Source organism: Adlercreutzia shanghongiae (assembly GCF_035830635.1).
Taxonomy (GTDB): Bacteria; Actinomycetota; Coriobacteriia; order Coriobacteriales; family Eggerthellaceae; genus Adlercreutzia; species Adlercreutzia shanghongiae.
This window is the reverse complement of sequence record NZ_JAYMFI010000014.1, coordinates 31,146-53,406: the sequence shown is the minus strand read 5'-3', so window position 1 is coordinate 53,406 and position 22,261 is coordinate 31,146. Positions and strand designations below refer to the sequence as shown.

Below are 22,261 nucleotides of genomic sequence, written 5' to 3'. Positions count from 1 at the left end.
AGGGCCATTGTAGCATGGACCACAACGGGCCGTTCGAGCCCCGCCCCTACCCCAATTGACTGACGAGGTTGTCGGTCTCGCGGGCGATGCGCATTTCCTCGTCGGTGGTGACCACGCAGATCTTGATGGGGCTGTCATCGATGGAGATGATGCGGTTCACACCGATCTGGCCCGTCACGTCGTTGCGCTCGTGGTCCAAGATCATGCCCATGTGCGCCAGTCCCGCGAAAATGCGCTCGCGCAGCTCGGCAGAGTTCTCGCCGATGCCGGCGGTCATGACCACGGCGTCGGTACGAGTCATAGCCGCGTAGTAGCCGCCGATGGCCTTCTGGATACGGTACACGTACATGTCGATGGCCAGCTCCGCCAGCTCGTTGCCGGCCGCAGCGGCCTGAAGCACATCGCGCATGTCGGCCGACACGCCGGAGACGCCCAAGATGCCGCTCTTCTTGTTCAGGATGGCGTCCATCTCGTCGAAGGACTTGTGCTCGCGGCGCATGAGGTAGGTGACGATAGCCGGGTCAATGGAACCCGAGCGCGTGCCCATCATAAGGCCCTCGAGCGGCGTGAAGCCCATGGAGGTATCGATAGACTTCCCGTGGTTCACCGCCGTGATAGAGCCGCCATTGCCCAAATGGCACGTGATGAGGCCCAAATCGCGCAGGGGTCGCCCGAGCAGGTTGGCCGCCTGCTGGGCCGCGTAGCGATGGCTCGTGCCGTGGGCGCCGTAGCGGCGGATGCGGTACTTGTCGTAGTACTCGCGCGGCAGCGGGTACATGTAGGCCTTCGCCGGCATGGTAGCGTGGAAGGCAGTATCGAAGACGGCCACCTGCGGGGTGTCCGGCATGAGCTCGCGCATCATGTCGATGCAGGCGTCGGCCGGCGGGTTGTGCAGCGGGGCCAGCTCTTCGCAAGCCGTCAGCTTCTCGCGGGCCGCCTCGTCGATGACCACCGACTTGGTGAAGTACTCCCCGCCCGCCACGATGCGGTTGCCGATGGCGTCGATCTGCTGAAGGCCGCTGATGGGGCTTTCCGGGTCGTCAACGAGCGCTTCCAACAGCTTCGCCAGACACTGCTCCACGGTGAGGTCGGCCACGTTGTAGGTAGTCTTATGGAAGTCCGGCGCGAAGGAGACATTCATGTAGGCCTCGGGCGTGCCCACCTTCTCGGCCAGACACTTCATGAGCGACACCTTGCCATCGGTCTCGATAAGCTGGCTTTTCAGACTGGAGCTTCCCGCATTCACGACCAGAACCCGCATGGCGATCCCCTTCCACACAAGAAGAGCCGGCGCGATGCCGGCTCCTGAATTCGATGGTCGGGTTGACAGGATTTGAACCTGCGGCCTCTGCGTCCCGAACGCATTTTCTCCACCAGTTACCGACCGAGCGACTATTACCTCGGACAATCATAGCACGGCCAAATGGCTAGTGAGGTGTGTTTTTGCATTTTGAAATGCCGTTCTATAACCCGAATCCCAATCGCAAAAGCTCGTTTCCCGGACCTCTGACGGTGTACATTGCTCGTCATGCTTCCCATCTAGAGAAACGCGTTTTTTGCCCTTGGGCCTCTTGGCCTTGGTGTCCCCGCAGCGCAGCAGCGAACGAATGTCTTCGACGAACAGGTATTCAACCGGCGTGAGCTCCTCGTCGGCCGAAGTGCGGCTTGCCACGCTGAAATGACGAGACTCGCCCCGACAATCCGAAACGGTGCGACTTGCTCGCACAGGGCGGCCCGCTCCGTGAAGAGGGGTGCCCTGTGCCCTCGACACGGCGCAAAGCGCCGACATCCCGCCCGAAACAAAGAGCGCCCGCCGCAAATGCGACGGGCGCCTAAACAAGACGGGTATGTAGATGGCTAATGGAAACCCCCTAGCCCTGCGCTATCTGATCGGCAGCACCTTCAAGTATTCGGAGTCGTATGCGCCCGCCGGATACTCGCGGATGTAGCCGTAAACTCTTAGGTCCAAACCGCATTCTGGACAGGGCAGCCGATCTATGTTGAAGTTGTACACGATGTCCGAGCCCATAGTCGTCTCGTTGTCCTCGCCAACCGTCACGTCGACCACGTCCTCCGACAGATCGATGTTCCGTTGCACGAAATGACAGTTCGGGCACTCTATCGCCCTATGCATGTCTATGCCGTAGTCGTAACCGTACGGCGTTTCCTCGGGAGTATCCGCGTAGAGACTGTCGGTAAACCCCCGGCCCATGCTCATGAAGTCCGCGATGTTCGCGTGGTAGATGCCGTTGCGCCTCTGGATCGGATCGTTCCGGGTCAGCACGAACTTCGGGTAGTTGTCCTTCTGCTGCTCCAGAGGGGCGTACTCGCGGTTCTCCGTTTCCTTGGACGCGGCTATGGTCATCGACACCTGCACGTAGGCGTACCCCATGTCGTGGTCGCGCATGACGAAGTCGCACTCCAGCTTCCCTACGCGGCCCACGCTGACGCTGTAGCCCTTGCTGCGGGCGTACGAGTACACGATGTTCTCCAGGACGGGCCCGTAGTTGATCTGGTTGTCCGTGTTCAGCGCGAAGTAGAAGCTCAGGTCCGCGAGGTAGTACTTCTGCTCCCCGCGAAGGGACTTGCGCGACTTCATGTCGAAGCGCGTGCACTTGCGGATCACCTTCGCGTCCTCCAGAATGCGGAGGTACCTCGAAAGGGTCTCGCGCTTGAGCGTCACCCCCTGCTTCTCCAGGTCTTTCAGTATGTTCGTGAGAGAGGTCGTGGCGCCGAAGTTGTTGATGATGTAGTTCTGTATCTGCGTGAAGAGCGCCAGGTCCGTGATGCGGACGCGCCTGCGGATGTCCTTCTCGATGATCTCGCTGACAACGGACTGGACGTAGGTCCGCTTGTCCTGCATGCTGTCGTAGTAGAGGGCCCGGGGAAAGCCTCCTTCGAGGATGTAGGCGTCAAGTTCCCGGGTCAAGTCGGGGAGCACCCGCTTGCCCAGGAACTGCTTCATCTCGCAGTACTCCGCGAACGTGAGCGTCTGCATCTCGAACTCGATGTAGCGGCCCGTCAGCTTCGTGGCCAGCTCACCCGACAACAGATACGAGTTGGAGCCCGTGATAAAGATAGAGAAATCGCCGTCGGTGCGGAACCCGTTGATCACCTCCTCGAAGCCCTTAACATTCTGTATCTCGTCTATGAAGACGTACTTTCGCCCAGACGCTTCCGCAATGGGGTCAATAAGGCCCTCCAACTGGCTTTTCGTTTTAACGGATCTGAGGCCGCGCTTGTCGAGATCGAGGTAGAGGATGTTCGCAGGATCGACTCCGCTCTCCTCGATTTCCTGTCGTATGGTCTTCATGAGGCACGACTTGCCGCAGCGTCGGACGCCCGTGATGACCTTTATGACCTCGTCGTCGTGATAGAAGCCACGTATCTTGCTCAGATAGCTCTCGCGCTTGAATAGTTCCATTTCACGCTCCATTTGCTTACCAGAGGGGGTATTAAGGAAAAATTGTTCAACGAATACCCCCGCTAGGTCATTCTAATGAGTTGATTCGATGATTGCAAGGGCAGGCTCAAACGCATCGTTCGAACGAGAGGTCTGGTCGCTATCGACACATCGGGCGCCGTAGCCGAGGATGGAGGAGCACCAAAAATGAGATTTTGACAAGAAAAAAGGTCAGAGGCTTGCTCTCGCGTTAGCCTCTGACCTGCAATTTCATGGTCGGGTTGACAGGATTTGAACCTGCGGCCTCTGCGTCCCGAACGCAGCGCTCTACCAAACTGAGCCACAACCCGAAGTGCTTCCTTGCGGACAGCGAACGTTATGATACCACAGCCCGCGCGGTGCGCAAGGGGGAATTCGTCTAGCTACACCGGAGCTTGGCCGCGCTCGGCAAGCTTTTGCGCGAGGTAGTCCTTCGGAACGACCTTCACGACGAACACGCCGTCGGAAAGTACATCGCCGGCACCGTCGTAGGCGGCCACATCCCAATACAGCTTGTAGCCAGCCTTGCTCGACGGCCTGCGATCGGAAAGCCTGGCCACCCCGCGAACCACATCGCCCTCACGGCCGCTCTTCTTGTGGCGAATGTCCGCCTCGACGCCGAAGGGCTGCTCCGTCTCCAAATCGCAAGCATACTCGCCGCCGGCCGAGGCCACCGATTCCAAAAGCGCGATGGTCGCGCCACCGTGCAAAAAGCCGAAGGGCTGCAGCAACGCCGGCGTAATGGGCATTTCGGCTTCCACCAATCCTGGCTCCACTTTCGTGAAATGAATGCCCAGCGTGTGATTGAACCCTCGCGTCTCACGCTTCTGGGCTACTTCCAAAGCCGTACCGGTCAGTTCAGATTCGGTCATTTCGCCGCCTCCTTTTGCCGCGAATCCGCAGCACCTGCAGCCGCATCCCACTTGTCCGCCTCGGCGGCCTCAACCTTTTTGACCGTCTCAACCTCATCGGGCAGCTGCGCCTCCATGGCCTGGGCCTTCGACTTCAAATCGCGCTTGGCGATGGGCACAAACGCCTTGATGCGCTGGATAACCACCGCCCCCACGAGGAAGGGCAGCCAGAACACAATGCCGCGGTAGACGATGACCACCGCCAGGCCCGTGGCCGAGCCGATGCCGAACAGCGCGAAGGCCACGGTCACCGCCGCCTCCACGACGCCCACGCCCTGGGGCACAAAGGAAATCATAGCGAACAGCGTGGCCACGACATACCCGCAAATGAGCGCTTCGGGGTGGTGCACGCCGAAGGCGAAGCCGACGAGCGCGAAGCAACTCATCTCGCAGATGCTGGAAAGGGTCGTCCACAAGAAGGAATGCGCCGTTTTGCGCGGGTTCTTCGTGATGAGGTGCGCCGCGCTCGAGAAGTTGTGGATGGTGCGCTCGACCGACTCATCGATGGCCGGCTTCTTGAACTTCGCGAGAACTTTGTCGGCGAGCTTCACGAAGGGATGCAGCACCTTCAACACCAGCTGGGGCTTCAAGCCGCCCACGGCAATGACGAACACGAGGCCGCCCACAAGCGCCACCGCCACCAAACCCAGCGCCAGCCAGCCCGGCTGCAGGCCCACGGTGAACGTGAGAATGCCGAAGGTGGTGAGCATGATGATGACGAAGCCGGTATCAATGGACAGCTGCATGAGCAGCGCCGCCGTGGTGCCCTTGCCCGCCTGCATGCCGTTGCGCGTGGCCGTGGCCATGACAAGCGAGGTGCCGGCCAGGTTCATTGAGGGGGCCACCGTGTTCATGAAGAAGGTGCCGAAGACAAGCGAGAGACCCGTGCGGTAGCTGATCTCACCGTTGACGGTATTGAAGCACGCCTGAAAACCGCGCCCCTGGGCCAGATACTTGCAAATCTGCGCCACCACCGCCGCAATAATGAAGTAAGGCGTGCCCTGTTTGATGGTATCGACAAGCTTCACCAGCGAATCGCCGGAGAAGAAGATGAACGCAAGAACAATGACGACCACCAGGCCAATCATGATCTTCTGCAAATTGCCGCGCATGAGCGCACCTCCGTCTTGGTAGGAGCCTCCACCGTCAAGCATACGCTATGGGCGGGTCGTTCTGCCTGCGGCCGTGCGGTATTGGGCTCGCTGTTCCCAACTTGTTGTCCTTCTAAAACCTCGGGAAGGGGCCGGCCGCGAGGGATAGATGCTCCATTATACAACGGAGCGCGCCCCTAACGGTGACGCGCTCCATCATCATTAGCCAGCAGCGCGGGCGGCGAAGAGCCCCCGGGCGAAACAGGCGTTATTTCAGGCTGCCATGCTTGGGCCGCTTGCGGTTGCGACGGGCAGCCAGCACCAGAATCGCCAAGGCCGCCAGAGCCGCAAGTCCAATGGCGAGCAGCGGCAGCGCATCGCCAGTCTTCGCCAAATCGCGGCTCGAACCGGTTGCGGGCACCTTGCGAACCTTCTCCCGATTCTCGGTCACGACCTCCTCGAGGGGAATGCGGGTGTCGTAGAGCGTGATCGTGGCATCGGACAGCTCCGCGTTGCCGTTCTCGGTGCCGGAGAGAATCTCCACGGATCCGTACTGGTCGATGCGGAACTCCACATCGCGGGCCTTCTGGTAACCCTCGGGCGCCTCGTCCTCGCGCAGCACGTAGACCACGCCGACGTTCAGCGTCTTTTGCAGCACCTCGGGCGCCTGGCCCGAGGTCCAAGCGTTCACCACCGCGCCGCTTTCCTTCTCGACGATGGAAAGCTTGGCGCCCTCCACCCACTCGTGATTGCGCGCATCCAACTTGTTGAACTCGACGTAGGTAGCCTCATCGTAAACGCCGCCATCGGCCTCGTAGACATAGAGCAGCGCGCCGTCCTTGCCCTCGGTGGGCTCGGTGGCGACATCCTCGGCACTGGCAGCGTTGCCGCCGTAGGACTCGTCGGGGGCGTTGGCCCCGTCGGGGGCATTGCCGTCGCCCCCCTCGCCATCGGTCGGCGCAATAAGGTCGTCGCTGCCCTCCAGCGCGCGCTTCGAGTCGGCGTACTTCATGACGTACCCGTTGCCTGCTTTAGCATCAGGCACCAGGTAGAAGTACTTGCTGCGGAACTCGCTGACCGTGTGGCCCGCCGGCGCGGCCTCCTCCATGAAGTAGTAGAGGTTGCCGGTCTTGAGCGCTACGTCTGCGAAGTACAGCCAGCCCTCGGCATCAGAGGTGGCGCTGCCGAGGTAGACGTCGGCCTGCTCTGCCTCGTTCACCAGGTAGAGGCCGTAGGTGGCACCCTCGAGGCCCTCGTTGCGGTCGAGCACGCTCGTCTTGCGCACCACAAGATCCATGGGCTTGGCGCGATTGGTCATGGTCGGATGCCAGGAAGCATCCAGCTTGCCGAAGTCGACGCTCGAAGGCACCCAATCGGCCGCTTCGCTTTCCCAGCCCTGGTACTGCTCCTTGTAGCGGATGTTCTCGTCGCCGTCGAGGTAGCCGTAGTACATATCGGTAGCCTTAAGCACGCCATCGCGCAACTCGACCACCACGGTGAAGGTGATCTTCTCCGTGCCGTAGGTAACCGACGGATCGGCGTTCATCTTCGGGCTCTCGATGACCCGATAGCGATAGGTGCCCGGCTGAGTGAACAGCAAGCAGCAGGGATCCTCAGCATCGGGATTAACCGGGTTAGCGGCGTCGAAGTCGACCATGCCGAACTCGTCATTGCCCGTCTCGGATATCACATCGCTGGTAGGCTCATAGCTCTCGTCGGCGCGCACCAGCTGGAACTGGAACTCGTTAGGGCGCAGCGTGCGACCCTCGAGCGCCTTGTAAATCTTCGGATCGACGAGGCACTTCTGGTCCACCGGCTCCCCGCTGGCCGCATAGGCCGTGTAGCTGGCGAAGGAAACCGCTCCCAGCTCGCTTGTGAAGTTGTGGAATGCGGGAACGACGCCATTGTCGAGCGGGAACAGCTCGCTGGAATCGAGGCTGTCTGCATAGTAGGTCGCCGCCACGTTGGCATCGAGCTTCGTCTTATCGTCCCCGTTTTGGGTCACCTCAACGCAGAAGACGAAAACGCGCGGATCGTTGCCCGGCGCGTCGCCGTCGTTTTCCACAAGGCGATACCAGTGACTTCCGAGGTCGTTGCGCTTGCCGCTGGCCTCATCGCCGTCCACACGGTAGTCGACGGGGCTTTCGAAAGCGATTGGCGCTTCCCCCTTCTCATAATCGGCGGCCGCGCCCACCCAAATCTTGTCCGTCTTCAGGTTGGCCTCGGAGAGCTTCTCGCCTTGGACGGGCTCGCCTTCCAGCTCGACCAGCGTGAAGGAGAACAGCCCCGGCTCCCCGGAACCCAGGAATCGCTTCATGACCGCAGGAGCCCAAGTGCCGTTCGGAGCATAGAAGTTATCTACCGCAAACGCGCCTGTAACGTCTTTGTCGCCCATAGTCACCTTCTGCACCTGGGGCGTCACCAAAAGAACGGTGCGGCCATCCTTGGTTACGCGCTCGGCCGAGGTTCCGAGCGTCACCGCGACCTCAATATCGTCCAGATAGGTGGTGAACGAGTCATCGCCCCTTACTTCTCGCAAAGTGAAGCTATAGGGGTGGCTCTCTTCGCCGGCCTCGTATATCTGCTGGGCGTAGCTCGTGCTGGCCACCTCAAGCGTCACTTTGCCATCGGCGTCGGAAGTAGCCTCGGCAATCAGCGTCGGCTCGGGAGCCAGCGAGCCGTCGTGCAGCTCGAAGGCGTAGGTCCGCCCCTCGAGCGGAAGGTCCTGGCCCAGCGTGCTCTTCAGGGCCTTGTCGAACTCCAACGTAAAGCCCGCATAAGCGACCGCCACGTTCTCGAACGTGGCCGGACCAGCCGAAGAGTCGACTTCAAACTGGCTCGATGCATCCTCGGCCTTCCAACGACCGCCGATGTGCGCCGACAGGCTCTTGTCGTCTTTGGCAACCGAAACATCAACGCGCAACAAATACGCGACTTTATCGAAGGAGATGTCACGGCTTCCGCCTTCAACTTCACTGAGGAGATACCAGTAGGTGCCCGGCTCGCGGTACGCGCGGTGGAAGGAGCCCTCGGCTGACTGAGTCGGTTTTTCGCTGGTGGCGGCGCTGGTGCTAATCTCAACGTGCTGAGCCTCACCCTTCGCTTTCAGTTTCGCGGGAGTGGCTGCACCTGGCTCGCCAGGGTTCTCAACCTCCTGCAGAACAAACGAGAAGGCTCCAGCGCCAATACCCTCGGACACCTTCTTCAACGGCAAATCAATAGCCGTGCTGAGCTCCAATGTATTGACAAACTTCAGTGCGCCGTTTGCGTAAATGCTACCGTTAGCCTCAGCCTTCTTCAGAACAGCCTCATGGTAGGTCACATTAATCGACGCGTTGGGATAGGAGACGGACTGCTGTCTGTGCTCGACGGTGAGCTTAACCTTCACCTCGTCGGCATAGGTGATGTCGCCAAGCCCCAGGGAGTTGGATGGCTTCTCGCGTATCGTGTAGCTGAAACTGCCTGTTTTCCCGGCCTCGATTTTCTTCAGGTTGGCCTTGAAATCAACGGAGAAAAGCACCGACCCGTTTTTGTCATTGGCGCCCTCGGCGACAACCTTCCCCTTTTCGTCAACCAGCTCGAACGTGAACTCGCCTCCCTCAAGCGCGATAGCCCCGCCAAGGCTGTTTTTAAAGTCCTTCTTCACTTCGAAGGAAAGCGGGCTGTACACATCCCCGCTGGGAAGCGCTCCGATCATGAGCGTGCCGTTGCAGCCGACGCCCCCTCCATGAGTCGTGCTGGTATTGCCCGCGATGACGACGGAACGACCGACCACGGCATCCGTCTTCGGCTTCGTGCTCGTCAGGCCCAGGGACTCTCCGGGAAGCGCCAGGGAGTCGCCTTTGTAGATGGTGACGTCCTTGCCCGCGTTGTCGGGACCGGCGGAGCGGCCCGTCCAGGCAATGCTCGAATCGGCGGCGCCGTCGTATCCCGTAACGTAGCTGACGTTGGTGCAGTAGTAATCCATGGCCTTTTGCGCGGTAAAGCCCCGATCGGCCTTGGCCCATTTGTCGCCAGCGATATAGGTTTTCCCGTTATAGGTTACCTTCAGCTCATTGAGGTAGTTGTTGGTAGGCCACTGCTTCCGCTTGGCCGTGTTCCCATAGAGAGAGAAGCCCTCGGTGATCTTGCCGATGCCGATGCTGGCGTGGGGACAGCCGGCGATGCCGCCTCCGAGACCCTCGGCCGTGTTCTGGGTGATAAGAGAGCTTCCCAGCTTGAGCACGCCCTTGCTCTCGACGAAAATGCCGCCGCCGCCCCAGTCGTAAGTCGTCTTCGTATGATTATCGGTGATGGTGGCTTTCTTGATTTCCAGAAGGCCATGCCCCTCCCAGATCTGCTTGCTCCCCTCATATCTCACGAACTTCGATCCGCCGGCGATATAGAGGCCGCCGCCCTCACCAGCCGTAGCCGTGTTGCCGGTCACCGTGCCATTGTGCATCGTGAAAAGGCAGGTGCGGTCAATATAAATGCCTCCGCCCGCGCCAGCCCTATTGCCGGACACCGTGCCGCGGTAGAAGTTGAGCGTTGCGCCCGTTCCCTTGTTCTTGTCTTCGGAGCCGGCATAGATACGCTGCACGAGAATACCGCCGCCACAGGCATAGGTGGGGAAATTGGCAGTGTCGTTCAGATGCGTGCCGCCGTTGCCTCCGGTGATCGTGACCCCCGAGCCCAGGGCCTCATCAGGGCAAATGTTGAGAACGCTGTTGCCGCCCTCGACATGGATAACTGTGGGGTGGTTGTTTCCGTTGATGGTACCGCTGCCGTTAATGGTGAGCTTGGCTCCCCGAGTTACGTGAATAGTCCCCTTGAACGTGCCGTTGACGACAAGATCGTAGGCGCCCTTTTCTTGGTAGACAAGGCAGCCGGAGGCGCTTGTGCCCTTGTCGATGGTGAGGTGCGCTTTGTCGGTGAGCGTACCTACGGACCCGCTTATGGCCACCGTGGCAGCGGCAGCTCGCTCGCCCATCGATTCCGTCTCAAGCGTAGGCTCATCCTGGTTATCGGGGGCCGCCGATGCCACGAAAGGCTCCTCAGCAGCTCCGTCTTCAGCAACTTCGCCATCGAAGTCGGCTCCAGCAGGGTCGCCTTCGACGCCACTCGACGCCCCGGCATCCTGCTCGGCCTCATCGAGAACCGCCTCATCGAACTGCGTGGCGTCCCCAACCGCCGCATCGAAGGCATCGTCGCCATAGGCGAACGGCATGGCGGGGAACAGAGTTGCGAGCAAAAGAAGCGCCAAGAGCACCGACAAGCACAGCTTGGCCAGCGCGGGCGAAAGCTGTCGGCCCAGCGCGTTTGTCCTGCAATCGAACATAGTGCCACCCTCCTCTCTACTCGTTCAGCTCGTCAGTTTCGGTCGCGGCAACGGCCGCGGACTCGTTCTTCTTGCGTCGGCCCAACAGCAGGTACGCCGCAAAGGCCACAGCCGCCAGAGCCGCTATGAGCGTGCCGACCGCAATGGCTGAGCCGCCAAAAGCAGCCCGCTCAGAATCGGCTGCGCCGGATGCCAGGGGGTTCTCGTTTTCCTCGACCGTGCGCTCGGTGGCCGTGTCGACGCCCTCGGCATTGGCAAGGGGGTTCTCGTCGTCGTTAATCACCACGGCCCCATCGCCCGCACCGACGCCGGCGTCAACCGCCGGAACCCCGGCGCCCGCCGCAGCATCGCCCGCCGCAGGGGCAACAGCCGGAGCCGCCGTCACCGTGGTGGTGAAGGTGGCCTCGCCGGGCACCTCCACGACGCGCTCGGTCTCGATGATCTGGGTCCGGCGAATAACCGTGTCGGCATTGATCGTGTCGTTCACGTCGCGGTAATAGATCGCGTACGTGCGCTGGGGCGTGAAGTAGGTGTGGCGGATGCCCGACTCCTGCCCGGCCAGACGCACGTACTCGATGCCGTCGGAGGAGAAGCGCTCCTCGCCGACAATGGCGAGGTAGTCGGTCATTTCAGGGTCGACCGTCAGCGTCTCCGTGCGGACGACCTGGCTGTTGGCGATGTTCAGGTACTGCACGGTAATGTCATAAGCACTGCCGGGCACGTAGTCCTCGGGCACGTAGTACACGTACTGAAGCAAATCGGCGCCCTGCTTCATGTCTTCCCAGGTATAGGTAATCACATCGGCATTACCGGACCAGGGTACATAGGTGACCCCCTCGATGACCTTGTTGGCCGGCGTGTACACCGCATCCTTGTCGGGGGTAATCTCACCCTTCCACTCGCCTATCGTCTTGTTCTGGGAGCCGTCCACTTCCACAATCTTCAGCGCGGCCGTCTTATTCGCGTCCTGGGACTGGTAGTGGGCCTTCAGGTAATAGCGACCGTTCTCTTTGTAGAAATCGGTTTCGGGGTTCACGTTCTCGTCAAATGCAATGACGGCGCTGGTACCCGATCGTGCCAAAGCTGGCGACAGCGCGCCTATACCGCCCTGGGCGCCGCTTGCACCGAGGAACGTATAGTAGTTGACGCCGCTGCTCGCGTTGGCAGAGAACACCGTGGGCAGCGTGTAGCGGTAGCCCTCCCCCTTCACATCGAGCGTATCGCTCCAAAGCAGCTGCTCTTCAGGCTCGCCGCTCTCGCCCGCAACCTCCGTGACGTAGCGAACGGTCACCTGATAGGCCTTGGCCGTCATGTTGTCCACTTCCATGACGCGAACCACATGGTTGGCGTAAGCAGGTGTGAGGCGTACCTCCCCATAGAGCTTCCCTATGACGCGGTAGTATGCGCCGTCCCCAAAAAAGGAGGACTCGGGAGACACGATCTTTCCGATCTGACCGTTTTCGTCTGCTTGATTAATGGCAGGAACCGAATCGGTGCGCACCGTCACGCCGGCCGAATCGACATAGGTAATCGTGCCGCTGACGCTGCCAGCGAGAGCCCGCTGATACGTGACGATAAAGGCTTGATTGTGCTCGTCGAAGGCGTTATCGGCTTTCGAGCCGTCGCTCGGCATAACGAGGCTATAGGTCGCCAGATCGTCCCCCGTCCCGCGGTAGAACGCCTTTCCCGCGCCGACGCTCTGGACGCACTCCGCGGGCGCACCCTCCAGAACGCGAATGCCCATCAGCCTGTAGGATTCCACCTCGCCGTTCTCGTCGAGCAGCTTGGCGTAGACGGGGTACACCGTGCCCTCGAAAAGAGCCTCGTCATCCGCAGTTTGTACCGACGTGGCATAGACCGACAGCGCGAAGGTCTTTCCGGACAGGCTGCTCGCAGCTCCTTCGCCAAATGCGTCAAGGGGCGTAGCAGCTTCGCCGCTCGCGCCAGCGGGCAGCGAGAACGCGACGATATGGGCGAGCGGCACATCGCCGACGCTCGAATCGAAGGCCGCATCCTGCAGCCGGTAGGCCTGACGATAGGCCAGCACCTTCCGGTCACCGCCCTGCCTCTCCGTCAGGCTGAGGTAAATGATGTCGCCGTCTTGGGCCCCATCTACGCGCAGGACTTCCCAGGCCTCCGCTTTGGGCTGCATGAAATCAACGCCCGTCACGGTAAGCCCGCCCAGAGCACCCTCGTCATCGGAGCCCTCGGCACCCGCCGCGTAGGCCGGGACGCTTGCGAGCACCAGGGCCACTGACAGCAGCGCCGCAAAACTCGCCGCCACGAGAGCAAACAGGCGCCGGCCCGCATCGATACGTGCGGCGCGCTCTCTCAAAACTAGGTTCTCGTTCACTGCTCTTCCGCCTTTTGTTCGATTGGCTATTCCTCTGCTAAGCGCGAGGGCAACCGCTGCGCATCCAGGGGCCCCGCTCTGCAACATAATTGGGGGAAGAATGACGATTTGAAGACCTGCCGTCAACGGGAAAATGGCCGTTACGTATCGTTATAAAAGAAAAAACTTTTTACCCAGTGAGCTGCTTATATATGCGTGAATAGCTCCTTAAATAAAAGAACCGCCCGGTAAAGGACGGTTCTCGCACGGTAAGTTGCAAACATCGCGCACCTTCGCGAATAGCGATTGGAGCTAAACGTAATCATGAGCCTTTTCCGTATCTTTTTCGGAGGCCACAAGACTCCGGGAGCCCCAAGCTTACCCCGCGAACTCCATGAGGTCGGAGCGCAGAAGCCAGTCGCGCTCATCGGCGCCGGCGCCTTGCGCGTCGGTCTCCAGAAAGAGAAATCCGTAGAACCCGACCGTTGCCGGATCGAACTCATGATAGGCCAACACGTGGCCGAAGCGGTCGCACAGCGCCGCGCCATCGAAGGGACGGGCCAGGTCGACCGCAGGGGCCGGATTGAGCAGCGACATCGAGTACACCTTGCCCGGCCGCGCCGCGTAGAGCGCCGCCAGGTCTACCGGCTCATCTTCCAAAAATGCCTCGTAGGTACGCAGGCCCACGCCGTAGAAGGCCACATCGGTGCCGCCCAAGCCGGCGAAGCGCAGCGGGTTGAACTCGATGGGGGCGATGACATCGCCATCGACGCGCAGCTCCACATGCACGGGGATGCTGCGCGCGCCGACCACCTCGTTCACCGCCTCAAGCCAAGCGGTGAAGCGCTCGTTCCACTCGTTCACGATGGCGCCATCGGTGAGATACATGCGGTCGGACGTGTCGTCGGGACCGGCGAAATCGTGGCGCAGGATATTCAGAATGCGCGGCGCGCCCGCTTCATCGAAATAAGCGTCCAGGGCGTATTCCGTGCCCGTCAGGTAGCCCTCGATGATGTACTTCTGGCTTCCCACAACGCTTTCCGGATAACGCTCGTGCCAGCCATCCTCGCGACGGGCGATGTCGGCCACGGCCTCGGCCCAGTCCTCGGGCTCTTCAATAACGTAAACGCCCATGGAGCAGAACCCCACCGAGGGCTTCAGCACCACCGGCAGCGGCAAATCGGCCACGTTCACCGCCTCAAGTCCCGCGCGGTCTGCCGTCTGGTGGAACAGCCCGGGGTTCAAGGGCGCAAGCTTCTCGCGCATGGCCGCCTTGTCTTTGAACAGCCGGATGGCATCGGTGAGCGTGGGGTTGTCCACCTGGTCGAGAATCCACGCCAGGGCGTTCTCGGAGTTCGTGTAGATGCGCTCCCCCGCCTCAAGGCGACGGGCGCATTCGGTCTCGCCAACGAGATTCAGCGCCCGTCCGCCCGCAACCAGCCTTTCCGTGAAGGCATTGGCCAGCACCGGATGGGACGACGCCTCCATCCAATCGAGCAGCGGAACCGAGGCGTAGGGCTCATCGAGAATGATCACGGGAACTCCTTCGAACGCGGGATGGGCAAAACGGGCCCCTCGCGATGAGGGGCCCGGATGATTCGCTTGACTCGGCTAGCCGACGTAGAACGACCACTGGACGCTGTCGCCGTCCGTCAGAACGCGCGCGTTGCATGCCTCCATGACAGACTCGTCGCTGACGGTGTAGATCCAGCCGGAAGCCTCGCCTTCGGAGCCGTTGGCGACGCCGTTGATCGCCGTGACGAACATGCCGTAGTCGCTGTCCTCGGTTTGCACGTCCCAGCCCGTGGCCTGCAGGGCGTCCAGCACGGTGGCGCCGGCGGGCACCGTGACCTCGATGGTCTCGGGCTCGGCGTTGGCGCTTTCAGGCATGGTGATGGAGACGGGCACGATGATGTCGCCCGCGGCCTCGCCGGCCTCAAGCGGGCCCTCGTCTTCGGCCGTCTGGGCCGCCTGCTCGGTAGCGTTTTCGCCGGCAGCGCTGCCGGTCGCCTTGTCGGCTGCCTCGCTCGCGCAGCCCGGGACCACCAGCATGAAGGTGAAGGCCAAGGCCACCAGGGCCACGAGCCACTGCTTGGGCCGCTCTGTGATGTCGAATCGGTTCATATTCCATTCCTTTCTTCCAGGGCCCGGTTGCTCGGCTCGGTGTTCCGACTTCGCCGCCGCCGCGCCTGGGCGCTGCCGCGATCCTTACGGTTACTGGTATAGCGCAGGCTTTCCACCCGCATTTCCCGAGGCGTCTTCACCGCAAACCTTTCACGGCGCGCACCGCGCTCCCGCGCGCGGCCCGACGAGCCATCGACCATGCCATTATGACGCAAAAACGCTGTCTGCCGCCCGCGCGTCCGCCAACGTTTCGCTGACCGTTGAAGAGGCCGTCTGCCGCCGACGGAAAAGGCGTGGGGAAATGCGGCGCGGGCTTTCGCGCGGGGCGGCTTCCGTGCTACCCTGCCATCAAGCGAACGCGCTGTAACTGACGGATAATCGCGGGTCACCGCGGGGAAGCAGCGCGCATATTTCCGCCGACCGTCTGGGCAAGCCGAAACGCACTATCGGCTTGCCCTTTTTCGTTGGGCGGAACGCGCAAGCCAAAAGGGCGCACGGCGTGCGATGCGTTGCGGAGAGCCCTCCGCAACGAGCACCGGCACGACGCAAGCCCGCGTCTAGAAAGGGAGCGTGCATGCAAGACCTCGTCGAACTGCTCGAGAACAACCCCTACCCGGGCCGCGGCATCGTGGTGGGCAAGGACACTGTCTACTACTTCATCATGGGCCGCTCGGTAAACAGCCGCAACCGTATCTTCGCCACCGAGCCCGACGGCATCCGCACCGAAGCCCACGACCCGGCGCTTCTGGAGGACCCGAGCCTTATCATCTACCACCCCGTGCGCACCATGGGCGATGCGCTCGTGGTCACCAACGGCGACCAGACCGACACCATCGTGGAGGCCGGAGACTTCCGCGAGGGCTGCATGAAGCGCGAATACGAGCCCGACGCCCCCAACTTCACCCCGCGCATCTCGGCCCTGGTGAACCCCGACGGCAGCTTCGAGATTTCCATCCTGAAGCACGGCGAGGGCGACCGTTGCATTCGCGAGTTCTTCGCCTACGAGGGCGTTGATGAGGGCTGTGGCTACTTCATCAGCACCTACCAGGGCGACGGCAACCCCCTGCCCACCTTCGCCGGCGAGCCCATCCCCGTGACGCTGCCGACACCGGACAAGCTGTGGGCGGCCCTCAACGACGACAACAAAGTGAGCCTCTACGCCAACGTCGGCGGCAACGTCACCCTCTACAACAAAAACCTCGGCGACTAACCCCCCCCCGCCGCACGCTCACCTCGACGTTGGTTGAGCTAAGCGAAGATACGGGGTGTTCTGACCGAGCGAGTTCCGCAGCGACTGAAACAGGACTAAACGTCCTGTTTCACCAAGCGAGGACTGTCTGAGCGAATCAGAATACCGCGTAGCTTCGCCCCCGACGACCCGCAACAACGACAAGGAGAAACATGAACGAACTGGAGCTCAAGTACGGCTGCAATCCGAACCAGAAGCCCTCGCGCATCTACATGAAGGACGGCAGCGACCTCCCCATCAAGGTGCTCAACGGCAAGCCCGGCTTCATCAACTTCCTGGACGCCTTCAATTCCTGGCAGCTCGTGCGCGAGCTGAAGGAAGCCACGGGGCTGCCCGCGGCGGCGTCCTTCAAGCACGTGTCGCCGGCCGGCGCGGCGGTGGGCCATCCTCTGTCCGACACCGACCGCGCCATGTACTTCGTGGAAGACGAGGGCGAGCTGTCGCCTATCGCCTGCGCCTACATCCGCGCTCGCGGCGCCGACCGTCTGTGCTCCTACGGCGACTGGGCGGCCCTGTCCGACGTGTGCGACGCCGACGTGGCCCGCTACCTGGCCAAGGAGGTCTCCGACGGCATCATTGCCCCGGGCTTCACCGACGAGGCGCTCGAGATTCTGAAGACCAAGCGCAAGGGCAGCTTCAATGTGGTGGAAATCGACCCTGCCTACGAGCCGGCCGAAACCGAGCTGAAGGACGTCTTCGGCATTACCTTCGAGCAGGGCCACAACAACTTCAAGATCAGCGAAGAGCTGCTCGAGAACGTGGTGACCGAGAACAAGGAGATTCCCGAAGCTGCCAAGATCGATATGATCGTGGCGCTCATCACGCTGAAGTACACGCAGTCCAATTCCGTGTGCTACGTGAAGGACGGCCAGGCCATCGGCGTGGGCGCCGGCCAGCAGAGCCGCATCCACTGCACGCGCCTGGCGGGCAGCAAGGCCGACACCTGGTGGCTGCGTCAGCACCCGAAGGTGCTGGGCCTTCCCTTCGTGGAGGGCATACGCCGGCCCGACCGCGACAACGCCATCGACGTGTACATCTCCGACGAGTGCGATGACGTGCTGCGCGACGGCGAGTGGCAGCGCGTGTTCACCGAGCAACCCGAGCCGCTGACCCCGGCCGAGAGGAAAGAATGGATCGCGAAGCTTTCCGGCGTGACCGTGGGCTCCGATGCCTTCTTCCCCTTCGGCGATAACGTGGAGCGCGCCCGCAAGTCCGGCGTGGAGTACATCGCCGAGCCCGGCGGCTCCATCCGCGACGACAACGTCATCGAGGTGGCCAACAAGTACGGCATCGCCATGGCCTTCACCGGCATGCGCCTGTTCCATCACTAAGAGCCATCCGCAGCACCAAACAGCAAGGGAGCCGGCAGTTGCCGGCTCCCTTTTTCTTATGAGTTTAACCAAGGATGACGAGGCTAATCGCGCCCGAGACTTTTCTCGTGGCGGTGGCGGGCCTCTTCGCTATAGCGCTGGCGATAGCGAACGTCCACCAGCTCGCCGACAATGGCGATGGCCAGCTCGGCCGGGGTCTTCGCGCCGAACTTCAAGCCAATCGGGCGCTTCACGCGATCCCAATCCGCCTCAGTGATGCCCGCGGCGACAACCAGATCGTGCACGGTGGAGTTCTTCCCCGCACAACCCATCATGCCCACATAGTGCGCGTCGTTTTGCAGCGCCCAAATGCAGCCCTCGGGGTCGAACATGTGGCCGCGCGTGAGCACGCAGACGTAATCGTCGGGCCGGGCCGGCATGTTGGCCAGCTCGTCGAAGCTGCCGCCATGAAGCATGATGCGCTCGGCGTTCGGGAAGCGCTCGGCGTTGAGGAAGGCCGGATCGTAGTCGACGGCAATCACCTTAAAGCCAACGTGGTCGGCCAGCTGGGCCACTTCCACCGCCGCATCGGACGCGCCCAGCAGCCATACGCGCACCTTGCCGAACAGCGGCTCGCTTGCCCACGTGAGGCCGTCGAACTGGTCGTTGTGCATGGAGGGACCGCGGGTGACATCCTTGGCCTGGAAGATATCGCGGGGCGACAGCTCGCGGGAAGCCACAATCTCCTTGGCGTCGTTGCAAAAGAACACAAGCGACTCACCGTCGGCCGAGCCCACATCTCCGTACTTCTTCGTAACCTCGTTATCCACGTTGCCCACGGCAGCGGCGGAGTCATACACCACCTTGAAGCCGAGCCAGGCCAAATCGCCCTCATCCACGGCACGCAGGGCGCGCTCAAACGTGGGGATGTCGGCCGCAGTCAGCGTGGCTGCGATGGTCGCGAGGGTCTCGGGGCCGATGTGCGGATCGCCCGCCGTGGCCTCCTCCGAAAAGGCCGGGAAATCCTCAACCGTCAGCGCAGGCACGCGACCCGCGCGCAAATCTTCGATAACAGTCTCCAGGGTGTCACGCTGCATAAGCTCCTCTTTCATCCTACCAATGAGAGTAATCTGACTTTTGTGGCCCCAAAATGCGTCGAGTGAATTGCCATCTCGCAATTTGCTGCCAAATTCCGCCCCCTTTCAGTCTCGATTCGCGTCAAATCGGCCAATTCGAGGGGCCGAATGACTCGGATCGGGTCATAAAAAGTTCACTCGAGGCCCTTTGGGGCCATTTTTCAAAAACGAGCCCTAAAGCAGGCGGCACCTTCAGCAGCTAGCAAATATGAATCTTGCGGTCCTCATCCATGGTCATGCGGCCCTCGGCAATGGCGCGCAGCACCTCGGGATAGATGACGTGCTCGGTATCGTGGATGCGCGCTTCAAGGGAGTCGATGTCATCCTCCTCCAGCACCGGCACCGCTCGCTGGGCCACGATGGGGCCCTTGTCATAATCCTCGTTGGCCAAATGCACGGTAACGCCCGTCACTTTAACACCCGCGTCCCAAGCATCCTGGATGGCATGGGCGCCCTTGAACGAGGGCAGAAGCGCCGGGTGCAGGTTCAGCACATGGTCGGGGAAAGCGTTAAGCACCGCCGGCGTGAGCTTGCGCATGTAACCGGCCATGACGAGGTACTCGGCCCCCGCCTCGGCCATGATGGCGGCGATGCGCGCGTCAGCGGCAATCGGGTCCTCGTAGCAGGAGCGGTCGAACACCGTCACGGGGATGCCCGCGGCGCGAGCGCGCTCGATGCCGTAAGCGTCGGGGCGCGACGACAGCACATGGACGATTTCCACCGGCAGGCCGTTCGCAATCTCGTCAATGATGGCCTGCAGGTTTGTTCCGCTGCCGGAAAGCAGCACGCCGATTTTCAATTTCACCCTATACCGCCCTTCGTTTGACCCTCTCTTACCGTGTCCCGCAAAAACTTAACGCCAAAAAGGAGCATCAATCTTTGCTTTTCTGGCTTCGAATTCGCGATTCTTTGACCTCATTTGCGCCATAGCCGCCCTCTCATGGTTTTCGACCTGGGAAAACGTGAAGGTTTAGCCAAATCTTGCTCAGTTTTTCTCCCGCATGGTCAAAGAATCGTCATTTTCAAGCCAGAAAATGAATTCTTAGGCGAACAGGCCGCCCTCGTTGGTGTACTGAACGTCGCCAATGCCAGGAACGATGCGGCCGACGCGGAAGGTTTGCTCGCCCGCCTCGGCCAGGGCAGCCTCCACGGCTTCTGCCTCGTCCGGGCTCACGATGAGAATCATGCCGACGCCCATGTTGAAGGTCTTCAGCGCCTCGGCCTCGGAGAGGTTCGCCCGCTCGCACGCAAAGCGCACCACGGGCGGAATGGGCCAGGTGCCCAGATCAACCTCGGCATTCACGCCGGCAGGCAGGGCGCGGTTCAAGTTCTCAGTGATACCGCCGCCGGTGATGTGGGCCAGTGCGCGAATGGCGCCGGGCACGTGCTCCATCACGGCGCGCACCGGCTTCACGTAGATGCGCGTGGGAATGAGCAGGGCCTCCAGGATGCTCTGGCCCTCAAGCTCCTCGCGAGCGCAGCGCAGCTCGTCCTCGCTGCGACCTTCTACGCATACCTTACGGGCCAGGGAATAACCGTTGGAATGCAGGCCGGAAGACGCCAGACCGATGAGCACGTCGCCCTCGCGCACTGCTTCGGGGTCCAGCATGCGGGGACGGTCCACCAGGCCCACACAGAAGCCGGAGAGGTCGTAATCGTCGGGGTCCATCACGCCAGGGTGCTCGGCCATCTCGCCGCCGATGAGCGCGCAGCCCGACTGACGGCAGCCCTCGCCGATGCCGCCGACAATCTTCGCCATGGCTTCGGAATCCAGCTTGCCCACGGCCACGTAATCCAGGAAGAACAGCGGCTCGGCACCGGTGGCCAGAATGTCGTTCACGCACATGGCCACCAAATCGATGCCCACGGTATCGTGCACACCGAGGCGCTGGGCCACCTTGAGCTTGGTGCCCACGCCGTCGGTGCCGGAGACCAGCAGCGGATCGGCCATGTCCTTGGCCGCGGCGATGGAGAACAGTCCCCCGAAGCCGCCGATGTCGCCCACGACCTCGGGACGATAGGTGGAATGCACCGTATCCTTGATGGCATCCACCGCACGGGCGCCCTCGGCGATATCGACGCCGGCCTCGGCATAGGTCACGCTGTTCTGGTTTTCCATGAGGTTCCTTTCAGTTCAAACAACCCCGTTTGGGGCGCTATCAACGAGTGGGGCGAGCCTGCGCCCGGAGACACAGGGACAACCGTCTAGCCCTCCGCGCGCTCCTGCGCGTCTTCGGCAATTTCGTCGGCCGCACCATCTTCCACAGCCGTATCGCCCTGGTAGGTGCCCGTTCCCACGTAATCGATGGGCACGAACTCGGCGACGTCGGCGAAGGTGATATAGCGCCAGGTGTTATCCGCGCCATCGCAGGTGCAGAAGCCGAAGAGCTTCGTCGCGTCAGCCACCGTGCCGGTGGTGTCGGGGTCGGGCGTGACGATAGATTCCTCAACGAGCCATTCCTTGAACGCCGTGAACTCCTGGTCGGTCGGGTAGTTCGGCGTGGCGATGGAAGCATGGGTCATGGGCACGTGTTCAACGCCGAAGGTTTCCAGGCGATAGTTGCCCTCGGGCGTCAGCAGATAGATGGTACGGTGCTTGTTAAAGTCCGCCGAATCGCGGAACTCCGCGAACAGAGCGAACATGGAGCCGTTGCGCATATGGTGGCCGTAAAGGATGTTCACCTCGTCAGAGAAGTCGCCCGCGTTCTCGCCCGAAAGCATGATGGAGCCGTACTCGGCGCCGAACGAGCCCTCGCCGAGCGAGAAGTTATGGTGCAGGTAGTACTCGGAGTCGCCGGCCTTGTGGGCCACGGGATAGTTGACGACCGTGCCGGGCATGTACACCCAGGCGACGATGTCGGGGTTAATCTCGCGCAGGGCGTCCCAGTCGACCACCAAATCGGCCAAGTTCGTGACCTGCCCGTCTTCGGGCACGGTCACGGCGCGGCTGGCAATTTCGTCGTACTCGTTTTGCCCGGCCCAGTAGGTATAGAACAGATAGCCCAGCGTGCCCACCGAGCCGATGAACACCACCAGGGCCAGCCAAAACACGATGCGCCAGAACAGCCCGCGCTTCTTTTTTTTCTTCTTCTTGCTGGTATCGGTATTCGCTGCGGTAGCCATGAGGTCGGCCCCCTTCGATATCGATGCTTCTCTCTTTCACGTTGCGACGGTCACCCGACCCGCACAGGCCGTTAGCCGCCGCACCTTCGCCGGCCCCACGCCGCCGAAAACAAAAGGGCCCCCGAAGGGGCCCTGAGCTCACCCCGTCGTGCGGGCGGGCGTCTACTTCTTCATTTCGTCCATGAAGCCCTTGGCGATGAACGCCACGATGACGAGCACGATGATG

The 22,261-nt window shown here is 61.7% G+C and carries 14 protein-coding genes, 1 tRNA gene and 2 riboswitches; of the genes, 2 read left to right on the top strand and 13 right to left on the bottom strand.

Features of this window, described 5'->3' with window-relative positions; all coding sequences use genetic code 11:
* Positions 1 to 46: 46 nt before the first annotated feature.
* The 9 genes from VJ923_RS07915 to VJ923_RS07875 form a co-directional block, all read right to left on the bottom strand.
* Positions 47 to 1,261 carry an acetate/propionate family kinase gene (locus tag VJ923_RS07915; protein ID WP_326440287.1) on the bottom strand — a complete coding sequence of 405 codons (1,215 nt, stop codon included), beginning with the start codon at positions 1,259 to 1,261 and terminating at the stop codon, positions 47 to 49.
* A 621-nt stretch (positions 1,262 to 1,882) separates the two neighbouring features.
* A complete protein-coding gene (locus VJ923_RS07910) occupies positions 1,883 to 3,424 on the bottom strand; it encodes an ATP-binding protein (protein WP_326440285.1) in 1,542 nt (513 codons plus the stop codon).
* Between the two features lie 252 nt (positions 3,425 to 3,676).
* Positions 3,677 to 3,753 (bottom strand) — tRNA-Pro (locus tag VJ923_RS07905).
* Positions 3,754 to 3,825: 72 nt separating this feature from the next.
* Positions 3,826 to 4,314, bottom strand: coding sequence for a PaaI family thioesterase (locus VJ923_RS07900; protein WP_326440283.1), 489 nt, complete (start codon positions 4,312 to 4,314; stop codon positions 3,826 to 3,828).
* The gene (locus VJ923_RS07895; RefSeq protein ID WP_326440282.1) at positions 4,311 to 5,507 is read right to left on the bottom strand and encodes a lysylphosphatidylglycerol synthase transmembrane domain-containing protein; all 1,197 of its coding nucleotides are present in this window, start codon (positions 5,505 to 5,507) and stop codon (positions 4,311 to 4,313) included. Before VJ923_RS07895 ends, VJ923_RS07900 begins: the two co-directional genes overlap by 4 nt.
* 205 nt (positions 5,508 to 5,712) lie before the next feature.
* Entirely contained in the window at positions 5,713 to 10,761 is a 5,049-nt protein-coding gene (locus VJ923_RS07890) for a Spy0128 family protein (RefSeq protein WP_326440280.1), read from the bottom strand.
* A 16-nt stretch (positions 10,762 to 10,777) separates the two neighbouring features.
* A complete protein-coding gene (locus tag VJ923_RS07885; RefSeq protein WP_326440279.1) occupies positions 10,778 to 13,114 on the bottom strand; it encodes a hypothetical protein in 2,337 nt (778 codons plus the stop codon).
* A 357-nt stretch (positions 13,115 to 13,471) separates the two neighbouring features.
* On the bottom strand, positions 13,472 to 14,629 hold the full coding sequence (locus VJ923_RS07880) for an ATP-grasp domain-containing protein (RefSeq protein ID WP_326440277.1): 1,158 nt from the start codon (positions 14,627 to 14,629) through the stop codon (positions 13,472 to 13,474).
* 75 nt (positions 14,630 to 14,704) lie between these two features.
* A complete protein-coding gene (locus VJ923_RS07875; protein ID WP_326440276.1) occupies positions 14,705 to 15,217 on the bottom strand; it encodes a DUF4430 domain-containing protein in 513 nt (170 codons plus the stop codon).
* Between the two features lie 29 nt (positions 15,218 to 15,246).
* A riboswitch (adenosylcobalamin-variant (AdoCbl-variant) riboswitch) is annotated at positions 15,247 to 15,360 on the bottom strand.
* A gap of 210 nt (positions 15,361 to 15,570) precedes the next feature.
* A riboswitch (ZMP/ZTP riboswitch) is annotated at positions 15,571 to 15,654 on the top strand.
* Between the two features lie 137 nt (positions 15,655 to 15,791).
* Between VJ923_RS07875 and VJ923_RS07870 the strand changes: the two genes are divergently transcribed.
* Positions 15,792 to 16,427 (top strand): IMP cyclohydrolase, encoded by a 636-nt coding sequence (locus tag VJ923_RS07870; RefSeq protein WP_326440274.1) that lies wholly within the window; start codon positions 15,792 to 15,794, stop codon positions 16,425 to 16,427.
* Positions 16,428 to 16,618: 191 nt separating this feature from the next.
* Entirely contained in the window at positions 16,619 to 17,797 is a 1,179-nt protein-coding gene (locus VJ923_RS07865) for a phosphoribosylaminoimidazolecarboxamide formyltransferase (protein ID WP_326440273.1), read from the top strand.
* A gap of 83 nt (positions 17,798 to 17,880) precedes the next feature.
* On the opposite strand, the gene VJ923_RS07860 is transcribed toward VJ923_RS07865, so the two are convergent.
* From VJ923_RS07860 to VJ923_RS07845, 4 genes are all read right to left on the bottom strand, one after another.
* Complete coding sequence (locus VJ923_RS07860; RefSeq protein WP_326440271.1) at positions 17,881 to 18,873, bottom strand: XdhC family protein; 993 nt, start codon at positions 18,871 to 18,873, stop codon at positions 17,881 to 17,883.
* A 238-nt stretch (positions 18,874 to 19,111) separates the two neighbouring features.
* Complete coding sequence (purN, locus tag VJ923_RS07855) at positions 19,112 to 19,717, bottom strand: phosphoribosylglycinamide formyltransferase (protein ID WP_326440270.1); 606 nt, start codon at positions 19,715 to 19,717, stop codon at positions 19,112 to 19,114.
* Between the two features lie 237 nt (positions 19,718 to 19,954).
* Entirely contained in the window at positions 19,955 to 21,031 is a 1,077-nt protein-coding gene (gene purM, locus VJ923_RS07850; protein WP_326440268.1) for a phosphoribosylformylglycinamidine cyclo-ligase, read from the bottom strand.
* Positions 21,032 to 21,117: 86 nt separating this feature from the next.
* Positions 21,118 to 22,035: a class B sortase gene (locus VJ923_RS07845; RefSeq protein WP_326440267.1), complete on the bottom strand. Its 918-nt coding sequence runs from the start codon at positions 22,033 to 22,035 to the stop codon at positions 21,118 to 21,120.
* Positions 22,036 to 22,261 lie beyond the last annotated feature (226 nt).

Bases quoted from the DNA above. Each gene is read 5' to 3' on its own strand.
- VJ923_RS07895 (WP_326440282.1), bottom strand. From the start codon at position 5,507: ATGCTTGACGGTGGAGGCTCCTACCAAGACGGAGGTGCGCTCATGCGC.
- VJ923_RS07890 (WP_326440280.1), bottom strand. From the start codon at position 10,761: ATGTTCGATTGCAGGACAAACGCGCTGGGCCGACAGCTTTCGCCCGCG.
- VJ923_RS07860 (WP_326440271.1), bottom strand. From the start codon at position 18,873: ATGCAGCGTGACACCCTGGAGACTGTTATCGAAGATTTGCGCGCGGGT.
- VJ923_RS07870 (WP_326440274.1), top strand. From the start codon at position 15,792: ATGCAAGACCTCGTCGAACTGCTCGAGAACAACCCCTACCCGGGCCGC.
- VJ923_RS07875 (WP_326440276.1), bottom strand. From the start codon at position 15,217: ATGAACCGATTCGACATCACAGAGCGGCCCAAGCAGTGGCTCGTGGCC.
- VJ923_RS07845 (WP_326440267.1), bottom strand. From the start codon at position 22,035: ATGGCTACCGCAGCGAATACCGATACCAGCAAGAAGAAGAAAAAAAAG.
- VJ923_RS07910 (WP_326440285.1), bottom strand. From the start codon at position 3,424: ATGGAACTATTCAAGCGCGAGAGCTATCTGAGCAAGATACGTGGCTTC.
- purM (WP_326440268.1), bottom strand. From the start codon at position 21,031: ATGGAAAACCAGAACAGCGTGACCTATGCCGAGGCCGGCGTCGATATC.
- VJ923_RS07865 (WP_326440273.1), top strand. From the start codon at position 16,619: ATGAACGAACTGGAGCTCAAGTACGGCTGCAATCCGAACCAGAAGCCC.
- VJ923_RS07900 (WP_326440283.1), bottom strand. From the start codon at position 4,314: ATGACCGAATCTGAACTGACCGGTACGGCTTTGGAAGTAGCCCAGAAG.
- VJ923_RS07915 (WP_326440287.1), bottom strand. From the start codon at position 1,261: ATGCGGGTTCTGGTCGTGAATGCGGGAAGCTCCAGTCTGAAAAGCCAG.